Below are 14,365 nucleotides of genomic sequence, written 5' to 3'. Positions count from 1 at the left end.
GTTACAACTGAAATTTTACTTTCGATCTTAGATTTTTAATACTAGAAACACGGAAATAGCCAAAGCTTATTCTCCCAAATAGGTTTAGCAAATGAGGTGTGATATGGGTGTTAGAGAAGCAATTATTCAACCTAGTTTGAAACATTTATTAGATACGAAAGTAACACATAATGCGTATATTGTGGATGATCAGGGTAAAGAAGTACAAATTACAACTGCCATGATTCGTACTGCGTGTCATCAATTATTAAAACAATGTCGTAGCATTAAAAACTAAGGGGCTTATCGAAGCCCCTTAGTTTTATTGATTATTCTTGTATTTCTGATTCGTTTTGCGGCATCAACTGACCGCTTGCAACTTTGGGCCTTCGACGCCCACAATCGCTTCAAAGCGTTGAATCTCTTCTTCTAAGTGTGTGAGTAGATTCTGCATCTTCGGCAGCGCATTTCGACAAGCCGTCAAACCAACTTCAAGTTTATCTAAATAACTGGTCATGGTGATGTTGAGTGCCTGACCATCTAAAATGATTGAGGCAGGGTATAGCGCATCGAGTCGTGCCCCGTTCCAATACAATGGTTCACGTGGGCCAGGAACATTCGAAATTACCAGATTAAACGCTTGGCGCTTAGGCAGTAAGCCTGAGGCAATATTGAGACCAGCAGCACTATAAACAAACGCACTATAGTTCAAAATTTGGTTTGAGTTCATGCGTTTGAACTTTTCTTTGGCATTTTGCACACTACGACGAACAATTGCGAGGCGCTCTAGTGGATCTTCTTTATGCGTGCCTAAATTTGCCAGAATCATGGTGATACGATTCGACATAGACGAATCATCATCGCGAACAGAGGCAGGTACCATGGCAATTAAAGGCTTTTTAGGAAGTGCGTCTTGGGACAATAAATATTCACGCAAGGCACCTGAACAAATCGCCAGTACGATGTCATTAATCGTGACACCCAAACTTTTAGAAATATGACGTAAACGGTCAAACTCAAAAGACTGTGCTGCAAAACGGCGGGAGGAGCTAACCCGCTGGTTCAGAATAGAGCTGGGTGCTTGGAAGCTTGAAACATAATCAGGATTACGTCCCATATCTTTCATGACGGTTTGTGACAATTCATACATGACACGTGGTGTTGACCCAAGCTGGCCCATTACGCCATTCATTATTTTCTTAAAGCGGCTAACATTCGGTTCTTTTAAACGCTTCGCACGAGGGCCTTCAACACACCAAGGTGGCACAATACTCTTTGCATTTGGATCTTGTGATAATGATTTTTCCACCAAACGCATACCCGCAATACCATCCACCATCGCATGGTGAATTTTGAAGTACATCGCAAAACGATTCCCTTCAATCCCTTCAATAATATGACAGGTCCATAATGGTTTAGCGCGATCAATTAAACTACTGTGTTCCTGTGAAATATAGGTGAGTAGTTCAAGAATACGCCCCGGTTGTGGGAGTGCGATATGACGAAAATGATGATCAAGATCAAACTCTTCATCTTCATCCCAAAACAAACCATTGAGTTTGTTGTTAAATGGAGGAATAGGAATGGATTTGGAGTTACGAATATCTGCAACTAAATTTTGAATGAAGCCGGCAGGTGCATTTTCAGGGATTTGGAATAAGAATAATCCACCCACATGCATGGGTTGTTGCCGTTTTTCAAGCGATAAAAAAATAAAGTCAATCGGATGTAATGGACGCATAGTCTGGATTGCCTCCCTGCAATATCTGACCGCTCCTATATGAGCAATCTTGTTAGAATTATAGAACAAAATCTAGTATATCGATTTATTTTACCAATGGGAGCGCTTTGTGTGTATCCATTGGTTGCGAAAAACCACTGCTTTGCAGTGGTTTTGGTCTTTACTTTTTCAAATTACCTGCATGCAGGCCACATTCTTTGTGTGTCGCTTCCTCCCACCACCAACGTCCTTCACGTTCATGTTGATTTGGTAACACTGGACGTGTACATGGTTCACAGCCAATAGAAATAAAACCGCGTTCATGTAATGGGTTATAAGGCACTTCCATCATGCGAATGTAGCTCCACACATCGGCACTGGACCAGTTGGTAAGAGGATTGTATTTAATCAATTGTTTGCCTACGCCTGAAAAGCCTTCATCTGCTTGAACAACTGGAATCTCAGTTCGTGTGCCTGGGCTTTGGTCTTTACGTTGACCCGTAATCCAACCATCTAAAGTCGCTAATTTTTTACGTAAAGGCTCAACTTTACGGATACCACAACACTCTTTATGATCATCTTGATAAAAGCTGAATAAACCTTTTTCATTGACCAGTTGTTGAACGGCATCTGCTTCTGGGAAGCAAATTTCGATATTAATGTTGTAGTGATTACGCACAGTTTCGATAAATTGATAGGTTTCTGCATGTAAACGTCCTGTGTCTAAGCTAAAGACACGAAAGGGTTTACCTAAGTTAGCAGCCATATCAATAAGTACGACATCTTCTGCACCTGAAAACGAGATGGCAATTTCGCCAGCTTGATTTAGTGCGAGTGCTAAAATTTCACTTGGTGATTTGTCTGCATATTCAGCTGCGAGAGCATCAACAAGATCAATAGTTGGAATGGTTGTCATGAGTATCCTGGCAATAGGCTTGGAATCTAACAAGACCTATATTACGTTATTTGCTGTGTATTTTAATAGAGTTGAAATAAGCCACTTATCACTAAAAAATAAATGCTTATGAAAAAAATAGATTTAAAAAACAGCAATGCATTAGACAAATATTAAGCTATGATAGTTCAAAATTTTTCCACGTAAATAAAAGGGAGTATTCATGGAAGTTGTTTGCCTTGATCTAGAAGGGGTGTTAGTTCCAGAGATTTGGATTAACTTTGCTAAAAAAACAGGCATTAAAGCGCTTGAAGCAACCACACGTGATATTCCTGATTATGATGTGCTCATGACGCAGCGTTTGAATATATTAAAAGAACATGGTTTAGGTTTAAATGATATTCAAGAAGTCATTGCTGAGATGGGCCCATTTCCAGGCGCAAAAGAATTTGTTGAATGGTTACGTACACATTTTCAGCTGATTATTTTGTCAGACACTTTCTATGAGTTTGCGCACCCATTAATGAAACAGCTGGGCTGGCCAACGATTTTTTGTCATAAGTTAGAGACTGATGAAAAGGGTATGATTACAACCTATAAGCTGCGCCAACCTGACCAAAAACGTGAAGCAGTTAAAGCATTGCATGGACTAAATTACCGTGTGATTGCCGCAGGTGATTCTTATAATGACACCACTATGCTGGGTGAAGCGGATAAAGGTTTTTTGTTTGATGCACCAGAAAACGTGATTAAAGAGTTCCCACAATTCCCTGCAATTCATGGTTATGCAGCTTTAAAAGAGGCAATTCGTAATGCTTCAGTTCGTGATATTCCTGCTTAATATATTGATTTTAAAATAATAAAAAATGGCGCAATTAGCGCCATTTTTCATTGAATTCAATGTTAGTTAACATAGATTAATTAAAAGCGATAGCCAATTTTCATACCATATGCAAGGGCGCTGTTATCTTCAAAGCTACCAACAACATTCCCACCTGTTTGTGCATCTGCATCACCTAACCATAGGTAACGTACGCCAGCAGCAATGAAATAGCTTTGTGCAGGGCTATATTGAGCGCCTAATCCAATACTCCAGTTTCCTTCTACAGGGCCAAGTGTCGTAACAGGGTTACCTGCTCCAGAGTCATAACCAACAGAAGCTGAACCAGCCCATTTATCATTAAACTTATGAGAAAGACCTGTTGTAATAGACCACTGATCATCTGAATAGTCGATTAGATTTTGTGCTTTACCTCTTGCAGCTTGTGTTGCAGCAGCTAAATATGTTGGCTTAACTGCAAATTGATCCCAATGTACCCAGCGAATATTTGCAAAAGCTAAGGTATCTTTAGCGACACCTGATTGCAAATCAATGTTTACAGACTGAGGTGTAACAACTTCTGTGTTTGAGTTGGGACGAACAACAGCACCTAGGGCAAATGTTTCTGAAGTATCAAGTTCATGTTTAATTTCAGAGCGATAAGTGATAGCAGCTCTAAGTGCAATTTCAGGAATAGAGTATGCGGCACCTGCAATCCAACCGAAAGCATCATCTTCTTTGAGATCTATGTCGTAGCCACCTAATAGACGAGTACCACCGTATGCGGCGCCACGTAATGAAACTTTTCCTTCAACTGTTTGATATACGGGGCCTGCATAAAAATTCCAGTTTTGGTTGGGTTGGTAACCAATCAGCGCAGTTAGATTATGAGTATCAACTTCAACAGAAGTTCCTTCCGTACCATTACCAAATGTACCTGCTGTTGATGAGTAGGTTGCATCAGCACCGAAAGGCTGATCATATAATAATCCTAGTGAAATATTATCGGTTGGCTGTATTTTAATCGCTGCAGAAGGGAAGTAGTAATCACCTCCCATATCACTGATTTTTTCATCTTTAACAACTGTAGAGGTACCTTCTACAGTTGGATCAATTACTGTAAAACCAGCTTCAGCATAGTTGCCCGATTGAAAAAAAGCAGACATTGATTGCCCAGATCGATCTAGACCGCCAGCTATGACAGAAGTTGTTGGGATTAAGCTGAGCAAAATAGCCGAGCGAAGAGCTGTAAGCTTCATAGGGAACATTCCTTGTTGTAGCTTTATGTAAGTGATTGGCACGAAAAGTAACATAAATACAAAAAGAGTAAATGCTCAACTACGGTTGTAAAATGAACTGAAAAGTTAAAAAATATACTTGTGTAGAGTAAAAACACTAAAAAAAAATATTAATTTTATGATTTATATGGATTTATTTTTAAATGCTGAGTGGCTGATTGAATATTATGCAAAATGTTTAAGTGTTTATTTGTTGCTCAAATGAATCACAAGTGTATAAAAAAGAGCGTAGGTGTCATTGTTGAAAATGAAAAAACCATCTTTGCAGATGGTTTTTTCAGTATTAGTAATTAGAACTTGTAACCGATTTTTAAGCCATAAGCTAAAGCATCATTGTCATTAAATTCTGCAACATAAGTATCTGATCCAAAGTTAGATGCGACTTGCGCTTTTGCATCGCCTAACCAGAAGTATTTAACACCACCAGCGATAAAGGTTGCAGGTGTTGGACTATATTGAAGTCCTAAGCCAACATTCCAGTAACCTTCAGTTGGGCCAAGAGTTGATATAGGATTACCTGCACCAGAATCCCAACCTACTGAGACATTACCTGCCCATAGATCATTAAATTTACGGCCTACACCTACGTTTGCTGACCATTGGTCATCAGTATAACCAACAATATCAAAGCCATTTGGGTTGTCTGGAGTCTGGCCTAGCGCACCTAGAGTATCTGCAACAGTTCCGAATTGTTTTAGGTCAATAGAAAAGTCTTTCCAATTCACCCAACGTACATTTGCAAAGGCAACTGTATTTGCCATGATCCCTGTTTGGAAATCAAGGTTAACAGATTGGGGAGTTGTAATATTTGCATCTGTTGCTACATCGTAAACAGGGCTACTGCCAACAAATGCTAATACGTTACTTTGACCATATTCGCGAGCAGATGCTTTGTGGTCAATTTCAGAGCGATAAGTGATAGATGTTTTTAAAGCAATTTCAGGAATTTGATAAGCAAAGCCAGCTAACCAGCCAACTGCACCATCTTCATCTAAATCAGCATTATATAAGCCAAGGCCGTTAGCTGAACCATATGCCGCACCACGTAATTGAACATTACCTTTAATTGTTTGATAAACAGGACCAGCATAAATGTTGAAATTTTCATTTGGCTGGAAACCAAAAATCATAGACAAACTTTGAGTGTCAACTTCTACTTCAGTTGCTTCACCGTTTAAGTGTAACAAACCTGTATTGAGACCAACAAGTGGGTCACTTGTTGAGTATGCAGCATCAGCACCAAATGGTTGGTCATAGATCAAACCAAATGAGAAGTGGTCTGTTACTTGTAATTTAAGAGCAGCTGAGGGGAAGTAGTAATCATCTCCCATGTCAGAAAGATTGCCGCCACCAGCAGTTGAAATAGCCTTCCCAGATACATCTGGATCTAATACAGAAATACCTGCTTCAAAGTAATTACCAGGTTGCAAGAATGCAGAGATTGACTGACCTGAACGATCTAGAGCAGCGGCAAATGCCCCCGTCATTGGTACAGTTGCTAAAATCATTGCTGTCGTTAATGTCTTTAATTTCATTCTACGTCTTTCCTTGAGGTGCAAATGCAAATGTTTATTGCTCATTTTGTGTTTATGTTTTTTGGCTTTTGGAGAAGTCGGTTAACCGAAATCATTTGTTACTCCGTGTCACAAAAATAGCACAATTAAAATAAGAGTAAATGCTCTAGACATAACTAATCAGTTCAAAAAGTGATCGCAATAGAGTTTTTACACTAAAAAAACACTTTTTTTCAACTTAAGTTAATGAAAAATATAAATATATAATTTGAAATATAAAATTTATTTTTTGGTTAAAATTTACTCAATTAAGCGTAAAAATAAATCCTTTTTGTGATTCGTATCACTTTTTTCTTTACTGTATTTATAATACAAAATTATATTTCGTAGATCATTTATCGATTATTTTTATTTAGAAGATCAAGTTATTGTTTTTTACATGATTAATATTGTCTACAGCGACAATGATAATTGTTGCGGTTATATTGCGTTGTGTTATAAAAAATATATAAAAGCTGAAACAAATGTTAAGAACAAAAATCTTTAGTTTTAAATATAGATGAATGAATACAGGTGGTTATTAAGCGGTGTAATCAGCACTCAATCTTGACTTAAATTAAGCTGTAGTTTTGTTATACCGTTAAAAGCATAATTTATTAAAAAATTTAGAGTTTTAGTTCGCTATCGCTCTACTGTGAACCATAAATGATTAGAAGGATGGGCTTTGTTGTACAAACCTATTCTTAAAGCCATCTTTAGCAATATAATTTCCGAATGAAGAAGCCAGCACCTAAAATTGACCGTACAAGCAATTGCTCCTCATATAACCGAGTTCTCATTAATCGTGGAAATATTGCCATTTGGTTTGATCTTGAAACTCAGAGGTATGCTCATTATTGAACAAAGTAGCAAAACCAGAAGTCATACAATATGGCTTCGACTTTTGTCTCTTAACTCGGTTGGAGGAACGCCAAACCAACTTTTAAAGTTGCGACTAAAAATAGATAACTCTGCATAGCCCAACTGTAGAGCAATATCCGTCAAATTCACATTGCCTGCATCAAGCATACGCAGTGCTTCTTTTTTTCGGACATTTTCGAGTATATCTCGATAGCTTGTTCCTTGCATTTTTAAAGCGCGCTGAAGCTTTTTCGGATGCATGCCCATACAGAGTGCGATATTTTCAATGCTGCAGTCTCCTGTCGCCATCAGCATGCGGACTGAACTCTCTATCAGTGCGGTATTGTCTTCAGTTTTGGTGCTGCTTTGTGTTTCAAGCTGCTGTACGATCAGCTGATTGATGGCATCTTCATTAAAATTATAGGGTTTATAGCTTAAAAAGCTTGCAGGAAAATAAAGTGCATCTTCATCGGTTTCAAACTCTACCTGACATGAAAAATGTGCTTGGAAAGTTTGAGCACCTTTTTGTGGTGCTTTTTGCTTGAAGCAAATTTTTTCTGCATGCCACTGCGGGCCAATCAAATCTTTTAAAATATTCGCGACAAGGCAAATGGCCAGTTGTGATTTTTGTGGTACATCGGTGTTGTATTCACTTAAACGCACAAAGTTCAGCTTACAGAGCAGAGCATTATGTTGCGAGACGTGGAAGACAATGCCTTCAGCATGTAAATAGACATATTTTTGCGCCACGCTTAAGGCTTCAAGTATGGTCATTTGTCGGGACATATAGACGCCAATCAAACCGATTGTGCTAATATTTTGGAGTGCACCGAGTTTTAAACCGAAGCAATCATCCTGACAAGCTAAGGCCGCTTTTTCCAATAAATTTAAATAATGATCATAATGAATAAATGAATCTGGATCACGGAGTAAAGCAGGTAAAATCCCGATCTCTTTCAAGATTTCTATAGGGTTTACGCCATAACTACGGACTAAGTCTTCAAAACCGCCGAGGCTGGCTGCACGAATATAACTTCCCATTACAACATTCCGTGTTGTCCTAAAAGATCAATTTAGTGTCCTAAAAAGTCAAGCATAATTCAAGTCATTTGTTAAAGTAGGATAAGAGATTGTCTCAATCAACATAGAAAAGAAGTATTGAATCACCATTTTTAGCCGTGAAAGGAAAAGCATATGCAACTTACGGTTCAGCCTCATATCGAGCAAACAGTGATAGAACAGACATTACACGATTGTTTTCAATTGCAGCGCAAAAGCTTTCATCAACAAGGCATTGAAACGATTGCGCAACGTAAGCAACATTTACTGAATTTAAAAGCACTGATTAACGATCACCGTGAAGCAATTATTGAAGCCCTGAATCGAGATTATGGCAATCGTTCACGTCATGAAACCTTACTGGCAGAAATTATTACGGTCACAGATGATATTAACGGCAGCATCAAACATTTGAAGCAATGGACCAAAGTACAAAAGCGTCATGTCGATCATAGCCTGTATTTTGGTGCAAAAAACCGTGTGATTCCGCAGCCGCTGGGGGTGATTGGAATTATTGTGCCGTGGAATTTCCCCATCAATTTGATGTTTTCACAGTTGTCAGCCGTGTTTGCTGCGGGAAATACGGCTATGGTTAAAATGTCTGAAAATTCAAGACATTTGGCTGAATTGCTGATTGAGTTAAGCCCCAAATATTTTAAAGCGGAAAAATTACAGATTTTCGATGAGACTGGTGAAGTGGGTATCGCATTTTCAAAATTGCCGTTTGACCACCTGATGTTTACTGGTTCTGGTGCGACAGGGCGTAAAGTCATGGCTGCTGCAGCACAAAACTTAACCCCTGTGACTCTGGAACTGGGTGGTAAATCTCCTGCGGTGATTGACCCTGAATACCCTATTGAGAAAGCTGTAGAACGCATTATGTTTGTGAAACAGTTTAATGCGGGGCAAATTTGTACCAATGTCGATTATTTATTTGTACATGAGTCGAGGTTACAAGCGTTTATTCAAGCGGCATCAGTTTGGGTGCAGGAACATGTGCCTGATATTCATAGCAAAGATTATACTTCTGTGATTGATGAGCGTGCATTTCAGCGCTTAGTACATAGCTTGGCAGATGCTGAAGCCAAAGGGGCTAGTTTAATTAATTTAAATCAGCAAGAGCCTGATGCTGCGACACGAAAATTTCCACTGACTTTGGTGTTGAACAGTAATGATGAGATGGAAATTGATACGCGTGAAACCTTTGGCCCGATCTTGATGGTCAAAACCTACCAAAAGCCTGAAGATGTTGTTGACTATATTGTTCAGCGTGATCGTCCATTGGCCTTTTATCCATTTAGCAATAACAAAAGCTTAGTCGAATTTTATATCAGCAGAGTTATGTCGGGCGGGGTTTCGGTCAATGATGCCTTATTTCATGTCGGGCAGCATGACTTACCATTTGGTGGAGTCGGTGCCAGCGGGATGGGGCACTATCATGGCTATGAAGGCTTTTTGACTTTTTCCAAAATGCGTCCTGTGTTTTATCAGGCGGGTTTTTCAAGCTTGAAGTTTCTCGCGCCGCCTTACGGAAAATTTGCCAATTGGCTGTTGAATTTATTGATTCGGATGAAGTCATAAGCGCTTAAATTTAAAAACAGAAAAATAAAACTATTAAAGGAGTTAATAGGATGAATAATAAAGATTTTGATTATGATCAAATTGTGATTGGCTCAGGCTTTGGTGGATCGGTCAGTGCTTTACGCCTTAGTGAAAAAGGCTATAAAGTCCTGATTTTGGAGAAAGGCTTACGCCGTGAAGATAAGGATTTTCCAACCACCAATTTAGACACCAAAAACTATTTGTGGCGTCCTGAACTGGGATTCAGAGGTACGATGCAATTTACTTTCACCAGTAAAACCACCATTTTGCACGGGGTAGGCGTTGGTGGGGGCTCACAAATTTATGCCAATGTACATTTAATTCCACCTGATGCTGTTTTTGAGTCCGAGGCGTGGACCAAGATTCGTAAAGACTGGAAAGAAACCTTAAAACCGTTTTATGGTCTCGCTCAACGCATGTTAGGTACAGCGAATAATACTTATACCAATATTGCAGACGACACGTTAAAAGAAGTTGCGAGTGAAATTGGATATGCAAATTCATTTAAAACGGTGAATACGGGGGTCTTCTTTTCTCAAGTAGCTGGTCAAGAAGGACAAGTAGCGAAAGATCCGTATTTCAATGGAGATGGACCAGATCGTAACTCCTGTATTTATTGTGGCAGTTGTATGTTGGGCTGTCGTAATAATGCCAAAAATACCCTGATGAAAAATTACCTGTATTTTGCTGAGCGTAATGGCGTTGAAATTCGTCCAAGTTCAGAAGTGGTGAAAATTAAACCACTGAGTGAAGATGGTAGCGCAGGTTACGAAGTAATAGTCAAAGAAACCCTTGGGAAACAAGTTCGTCAGTATCGTTTGCACAGTCGTGGGGTAGTGTTATCTGCAGGGGTGATGGGTACGGTACCGATGTTGTTAAAAATGCGTGATCAGCATAAAACTTTACCCAATATTTCTTCATTGCTGGGACAGGAAGTTCGGACGAATTCGGAAACCCTAACCACAGTAAACAACACAGGAAAAAAACTGGATGATGGGGTGGCAATCAGCTCTTTTATTTCGGTCGATGCAGATACCAATATCGAGGTCACACGTTTCCCTGAAGGTGCAGATGCTTCATGGATTTATATTCCATATGTGCCGATGGTGACTGGTCAGGGCTTTATGCGCTTTATGAAGTTTGTTTTTAATACACTGTTGCATCCCTTAAAAACCTTTAAAGTACTGCGTTATAAGGGTAAAGCCAAAGACTCTATTATTTTATTGGTAATGCAAAAGTCTGAAGCGTTTATTCATTTTGAATGGCGTAGAAAGTGGTATCGACTGTTCCAGAATAGTATTACTGCCGTGCAAAAAGAAGGAGACACACCACTCACCGTTTCATTCCCTGCGGCTGAAGAAGCCACTAAAATGATTGCACAAAAGTTGGGTGGAGAGCCAGGTTCTGCACTTACTGAAATTCTACTGGGAACGCCAACGACAGCACATATTATGAGTGGTGTTGCGATGGGTAATGATAAGTCGAATGGCGTTGTAGACTTCACCGGTCAAGTCTTTGGTTATCAAAATTTACGCGTATTAGATGGTTCAATTGTGCCGGGAAATTTAGGTGTGAATCCCTCACTGACCATTACCGCTCTGTCTGAATTTGCGATGAGTCAAATCCCTGTGTTCTCCGCAGAGCGTGCAGCAAAGATTCAGCGAATCCAGTTTAGTCAGCCTTTGGACGGACAGGTGTCTGACTTGAAGGGTACTGGTGATTTAGTTAGTGCATTAAGCAATGCTTAAAAAAGTGGATATGGTTTGGGCTGGTGATGGTGCTTAATAAGGCAAATTTGACATCCGAAGCAATACAATCTTGAGATCATTATCCCTCTAACGCTGTATGACAGCGTTAGAGGGCGTTGCTGATTTTATGGGCTATAATTCAGAAATTCCTAAGTAAGAAGAGAGCGAAAAGCTGTCTTACCTTTTTACCGATTAATGAGTAATTGGGGGACATTACTGAGTCTATCCGTAAACCCAAAAGCTATAGTTTATTTTTTCTTTTTATAAAATATGACTAGTAAAATCAAAATAATAACTAAGATCAAAGTAATCATGACTGTTTCCATAGTTTGACCTCTAAATCTTGGATTTTATCTAATTTTAACATGCTCATTCGATCACTATATATTCAAAAAAGATCATTTTTCGTTCTTTAAATATGGAATTGCATATATATGTTTATTCGTATATAAATATATTCAAAGATTCGATTGAGTTTGAGCAAATGACTGCTACTCCAAAAGTTAAGATTTATCATAACCCTGAATGTGGTACATCACGTAATACATTGGCATTAATTCGTAATGCCAATATTGAACCTGAAGTGATTGAGTACCTTGTAACACCTCCATCTAAAAATGAACTAATTCAAATGATCGCGGATGCAGGTTTAACGGTGAGAGAAGCGATTCGTAAGAATGTTGATCCTTATCGTGATCTCGAGTTGGGCCGTGAGGACTGGACGGATGAACAGCTTTTAGATTTTATGCTGCAGCATCCAATTTTGATTAACCGTCCATTTGTAGTGACTGAGTTAGGAACTCGTTTAAGTCGTCCGTCAGAATTGGTTTTAGAAATTCTGCCACTCCCACAAAAGGGTGCTTTCACTAAAGAAGATGGTGAACAAGTACTGGATGCAAATGGGCAGCGATTGAAATAAAAATTTCATGGATATATGTGAATATTGATATATCCATATATTTGAGTGAGTAAAAAAATATGGATCAAATCAATTTCTTTAAATGTTTGGCTGATGAAACGCGATTCAACATCGTCATGTTGGTTCTTGGAAATAATGAACAATGTGTTTGTGATTTGACTGAAAAATTAGAGTTGAGCCAACCCAAGATTTCACGGCATTTAGCCTTATTACGCTCTTCTGGTCTTTTACAAGATCGACGTCAAGGGCAATGGGTCTATTACAGTCTCAATCCCAATTTACCCACTTGGTGCGTAGACGTACTTAACACCCTTAAAAATGCTGATTTACAGCCAAAAGTTGCTCCATCATTTCAACAAATCAATAGTTATTGCGAGTAGAACAATATGAAATTCCTTTTTTTGTGTACTGGAAATAGTTGTCGTAGCATCCTGTCAGAAGTGCTGTTTAATAGTCGTGCCCCAGAGGGTTGGAAAGCATACAGTGCAGGTAGTAAGCCATCAGGGCAAGTACATCCATTGACCATTGAAACATTAGAAAATTTGGGTCTTTCAACAGATGGTTTGTGGAGTAAAACCATTGATGATTGTGAACAATATCAACCTGACGTGGTGATTACGGTCTGTGATTCGGCAGCGCAAGAAGCGTGTCCACTGTATTTAGGCGGAGCAATCAAGGCACATTGGGGCTTGGCTGATCCTTCGCATTTAGACTTGCCGAAAGAAGAGAAGCTCAAAGCATTCCAAGTGACTGTAGACCATGTCAATCGTCGTTTAGATGCATTGTTAGCACTCGATACAGCGCACATGTCTCGTCCTGAATTGATTGCTGCAATCAATCACATCTCAGATATTGAATGAGAACATCATGGCTCAACAAAGACTGTCATTTTTAGATCGTAACCTCACGCTATGGATTTTCATTGCGATGGGGTTGGGAATTGCGATCGGTGTGTTCTTTCCACAAGCCTCAGTGGCATTGGATAAAATGAGTGTGGATTCCGTCAATATTCCAATTGCGATAGGTTTGATTTTGATGATGTATCCACCTTTGGCAAAAGTGGATTATGCCGCGCTACCACAAGTGTTTAAAGACAAAAAAACCTTAACTTTGTCTTTGGTACAAAACTGGCTTATTGCACCTGTTTTGATGTTTGCCTTAGCCATCATTTTTTTACATAGCTATCCTGAATATATGACCGGCTTGATCTTGATTGGTTTAGCACGCTGTATTGCGATGGTCTTGGTGTGGAACGGTTTGGCCTGTGGGGATAACCAATATGTTGCTGCATTGGTGGCCTTTAACAGTATCTTCCAGATTTTATTCTTCAGTACTTATGCTTGGCTCTTCTTGACCTTTTTACCGCCTTATTTCGGTATTGCAGGACAGGTGATCAATGTCGATTTCTGGACCATTACCCATGCGGTATTGGTGTATTTAGGGATTCCATTTTTTCTTGGCTTTATGACCCGATTTATTTTGGTTCGTGCTAAAGGTTTGGCTTGGTATCAAAATACCTTTTTACCCAAGATTAGCCCACTGAGTTTGCTGGCTTTATTGTTTACGATTGTGGCGATGTTTAGCCTTAAAGGAAACGATGTAGTGAGCTTGCCACTCGATGTCTTGCGTATTGCGATTCCATTGACGATTTACTTTATCGTGATGTTCTTCATCAGCTTCTTCATGAGCAAATGGATGGGGAACGATTATCCTAAAACCACAGCCATTTCTTTTACTGCTGCGGGGAATAACTTTGAATTGGCGCTGGCCGTAGCGATTGCGACCTTTGGTTTAGCTTCACCAGTCGCATTTACCACGGTGATCGGCCCATTGGTTGAAGTACCAGTGTTGATTGCTTTAGTCAGTGTGTCTTTGTGGCTTAGAAAAAAGTTTTTTAAAGAAGAGGTGTAA

13 protein-coding genes and 1 pseudogene are annotated in these 14,365 nt (G+C 39.3%); 9 read left to right on the top strand and 5 right to left on the bottom strand.

Features of this window, described 5'->3' with window-relative positions; genetic code table 11:
* The first annotated feature begins 103 nt into the window (after window positions 1-103).
* On the top strand, window positions 104-277 hold the full coding sequence (locus tag AC4MC0_RS12865) for a PA1571 family protein (RefSeq protein ID WP_004981331.1): 174 nt from the start codon (window positions 104-106) through the stop codon (window positions 275-277).
* A 63-nt stretch (window positions 278-340) separates the two neighbouring features.
* On the opposite strand, the gene AC4MC0_RS12860 is transcribed toward AC4MC0_RS12865, so the two are convergent.
* Both AC4MC0_RS12860 and AC4MC0_RS12855 read right to left on the bottom strand, forming a co-directional pair.
* On the bottom strand, window positions 341-1,720 hold the full coding sequence (locus tag AC4MC0_RS12860; RefSeq protein WP_178928424.1) for a WS/DGAT/MGAT family O-acyltransferase: 1,380 nt from the start codon (window positions 1,718-1,720) through the stop codon (window positions 341-343).
* A gap of 160 nt (window positions 1,721-1,880) precedes the next feature.
* Window positions 1,881-2,615 carry a phosphoadenylyl-sulfate reductase gene (locus AC4MC0_RS12855; RefSeq protein ID WP_279699711.1) on the bottom strand — a complete coding sequence of 245 codons (735 nt, stop codon included), beginning with the start codon at window positions 2,613-2,615 and terminating at the stop codon, window positions 1,881-1,883.
* Window positions 2,616-2,817: 202 nt separating this feature from the next.
* On the opposite strand from AC4MC0_RS12855, the gene thrH reads away from it, so the two are divergent.
* Window positions 2,818-3,435 (top strand): bifunctional phosphoserine phosphatase/homoserine phosphotransferase ThrH, encoded by a 618-nt coding sequence (gene thrH, locus AC4MC0_RS12850; RefSeq protein WP_005399989.1) that lies wholly within the window; start codon window positions 2,818-2,820, stop codon window positions 3,433-3,435.
* Between the two features lie 80 nt (window positions 3,436-3,515).
* On the opposite strand, the gene AC4MC0_RS12845 is transcribed toward thrH, so the two are convergent.
* Both AC4MC0_RS12845 and AC4MC0_RS12840 read right to left on the bottom strand, forming a co-directional pair.
* Window positions 3,516-4,673, bottom strand: coding sequence for an OmpP1/FadL family transporter (locus AC4MC0_RS12845; protein WP_029574964.1), 1,158 nt, complete (start codon window positions 4,671-4,673; stop codon window positions 3,516-3,518).
* 329 nt (window positions 4,674-5,002) lie between these two features.
* Window positions 5,003-6,247, bottom strand: coding sequence for an OmpP1/FadL family transporter (locus tag AC4MC0_RS12840; RefSeq protein WP_010326172.1), 1,245 nt, complete (start codon window positions 6,245-6,247; stop codon window positions 5,003-5,005).
* Window positions 6,248-7,000: 753 nt separating this feature from the next.
* On the opposite strand from AC4MC0_RS12840, the pseudogene AC4MC0_RS12835 reads away from it, so the two are divergent.
* Window positions 7,001-7,117 (top strand): annotated as a pseudogene (locus AC4MC0_RS12835) (IS5/IS1182 family transposase); the annotation flags it as partial.
* Window positions 7,118-7,147: 30 nt separating this feature from the next.
* Here AC4MC0_RS12835 and AC4MC0_RS12830 read toward each other — a convergent pair.
* On the bottom strand, window positions 7,148-8,167 hold the full coding sequence (locus tag AC4MC0_RS12830) for an AraC family transcriptional regulator (RefSeq protein WP_005399986.1): 1,020 nt from the start codon (window positions 8,165-8,167) through the stop codon (window positions 7,148-7,150).
* Window positions 8,168-8,320: 153 nt separating this feature from the next.
* On the opposite strand from AC4MC0_RS12830, the gene AC4MC0_RS12825 reads away from it, so the two are divergent.
* From AC4MC0_RS12825 to arsB, 6 genes are all read left to right on the top strand, one after another.
* On the top strand, window positions 8,321-9,766 hold the full coding sequence (locus AC4MC0_RS12825; protein ID WP_005399985.1) for a coniferyl aldehyde dehydrogenase: 1,446 nt from the start codon (window positions 8,321-8,323) through the stop codon (window positions 9,764-9,766).
* Window positions 9,767-9,816: 50 nt separating this feature from the next.
* Window positions 9,817-11,535 (top strand): GMC oxidoreductase, encoded by a 1,719-nt coding sequence (locus tag AC4MC0_RS12820; RefSeq protein ID WP_335996960.1) that lies wholly within the window; start codon window positions 9,817-9,819, stop codon window positions 11,533-11,535.
* Window positions 11,536-12,019: 484 nt separating this feature from the next.
* Complete coding sequence (gene arsC / locus AC4MC0_RS12815) at window positions 12,020-12,454, top strand: arsenate reductase (glutaredoxin) (RefSeq protein ID WP_195728750.1); 435 nt, start codon at window positions 12,020-12,022, stop codon at window positions 12,452-12,454.
* A gap of 59 nt (window positions 12,455-12,513) precedes the next feature.
* Window positions 12,514-12,834, top strand: a complete 321-nt coding sequence (locus AC4MC0_RS12810) for a metalloregulator ArsR/SmtB family transcription factor (RefSeq protein WP_035268429.1) — start codon at window positions 12,514-12,516, stop codon at window positions 12,832-12,834.
* 6 nt (window positions 12,835-12,840) lie between these two features.
* On the top strand, window positions 12,841-13,314 hold the full coding sequence (locus AC4MC0_RS12805; protein WP_004723198.1) for an arsenate reductase ArsC: 474 nt from the start codon (window positions 12,841-12,843) through the stop codon (window positions 13,312-13,314).
* 7 nt (window positions 13,315-13,321) lie between these two features.
* Window positions 13,322-14,365, top strand: coding sequence for an ACR3 family arsenite efflux transporter (gene arsB, locus AC4MC0_RS12800; protein WP_278345215.1), 1,044 nt, complete (start codon window positions 13,322-13,324; stop codon window positions 14,363-14,365).

This window comes from Acinetobacter sp. CAU_H_S139_7, assembly GCF_058599305.1.
The sequence above is the reverse complement of the archived record's forward strand: the minus strand, read 5'-3'. Positions and strand labels throughout refer to the sequence as shown.

Bases quoted from the DNA above. Each gene is read 5' to 3' on its own strand.
- thrH (WP_005399989.1), top strand. From the start codon at position 2,818: ATGGAAGTTGTTTGCCTTGATCTAGAAGGGGTGTTAGTTCCAGAGATT.
- AC4MC0_RS12810 (WP_035268429.1), top strand. From the start codon at position 12,514: ATGGATCAAATCAATTTCTTTAAATGTTTGGCTGATGAAACGCGATTC.
- AC4MC0_RS12855 (WP_279699711.1), bottom strand. From the start codon at position 2,615: ATGACAACCATTCCAACTATTGATCTTGTTGATGCTCTCGCAGCTGAA.
- AC4MC0_RS12845 (WP_029574964.1), bottom strand. From the start codon at position 4,673: ATGAAGCTTACAGCTCTTCGCTCGGCTATTTTGCTCAGCTTAATCCCA.
- AC4MC0_RS12840 (WP_010326172.1), bottom strand. From the start codon at position 6,247: ATGAAATTAAAGACATTAACGACAGCAATGATTTTAGCAACTGTACCA.
- AC4MC0_RS12825 (WP_005399985.1), top strand. From the start codon at position 8,321: ATGCAACTTACGGTTCAGCCTCATATCGAGCAAACAGTGATAGAACAG.
- AC4MC0_RS12820 (WP_335996960.1), top strand. From the start codon at position 9,817: ATGAATAATAAAGATTTTGATTATGATCAAATTGTGATTGGCTCAGGC.
- AC4MC0_RS12865 (WP_004981331.1), top strand. From the start codon at position 104: ATGGGTGTTAGAGAAGCAATTATTCAACCTAGTTTGAAACATTTATTA.
- AC4MC0_RS12830 (WP_005399986.1), bottom strand. From the start codon at position 8,167: ATGGGAAGTTATATTCGTGCAGCCAGCCTCGGCGGTTTTGAAGACTTA.
- arsB (WP_278345215.1), top strand. From the start codon at position 13,322: ATGGCTCAACAAAGACTGTCATTTTTAGATCGTAACCTCACGCTATGG.
- AC4MC0_RS12805 (WP_004723198.1), top strand. From the start codon at position 12,841: ATGAAATTCCTTTTTTTGTGTACTGGAAATAGTTGTCGTAGCATCCTG.
- arsC (WP_195728750.1), top strand. From the start codon at position 12,020: ATGACTGCTACTCCAAAAGTTAAGATTTATCATAACCCTGAATGTGGT.
- AC4MC0_RS12860 (WP_178928424.1), bottom strand. From the start codon at position 1,720: ATGCGTCCATTACATCCGATTGACTTTATTTTTTTATCGCTTGAAAAA.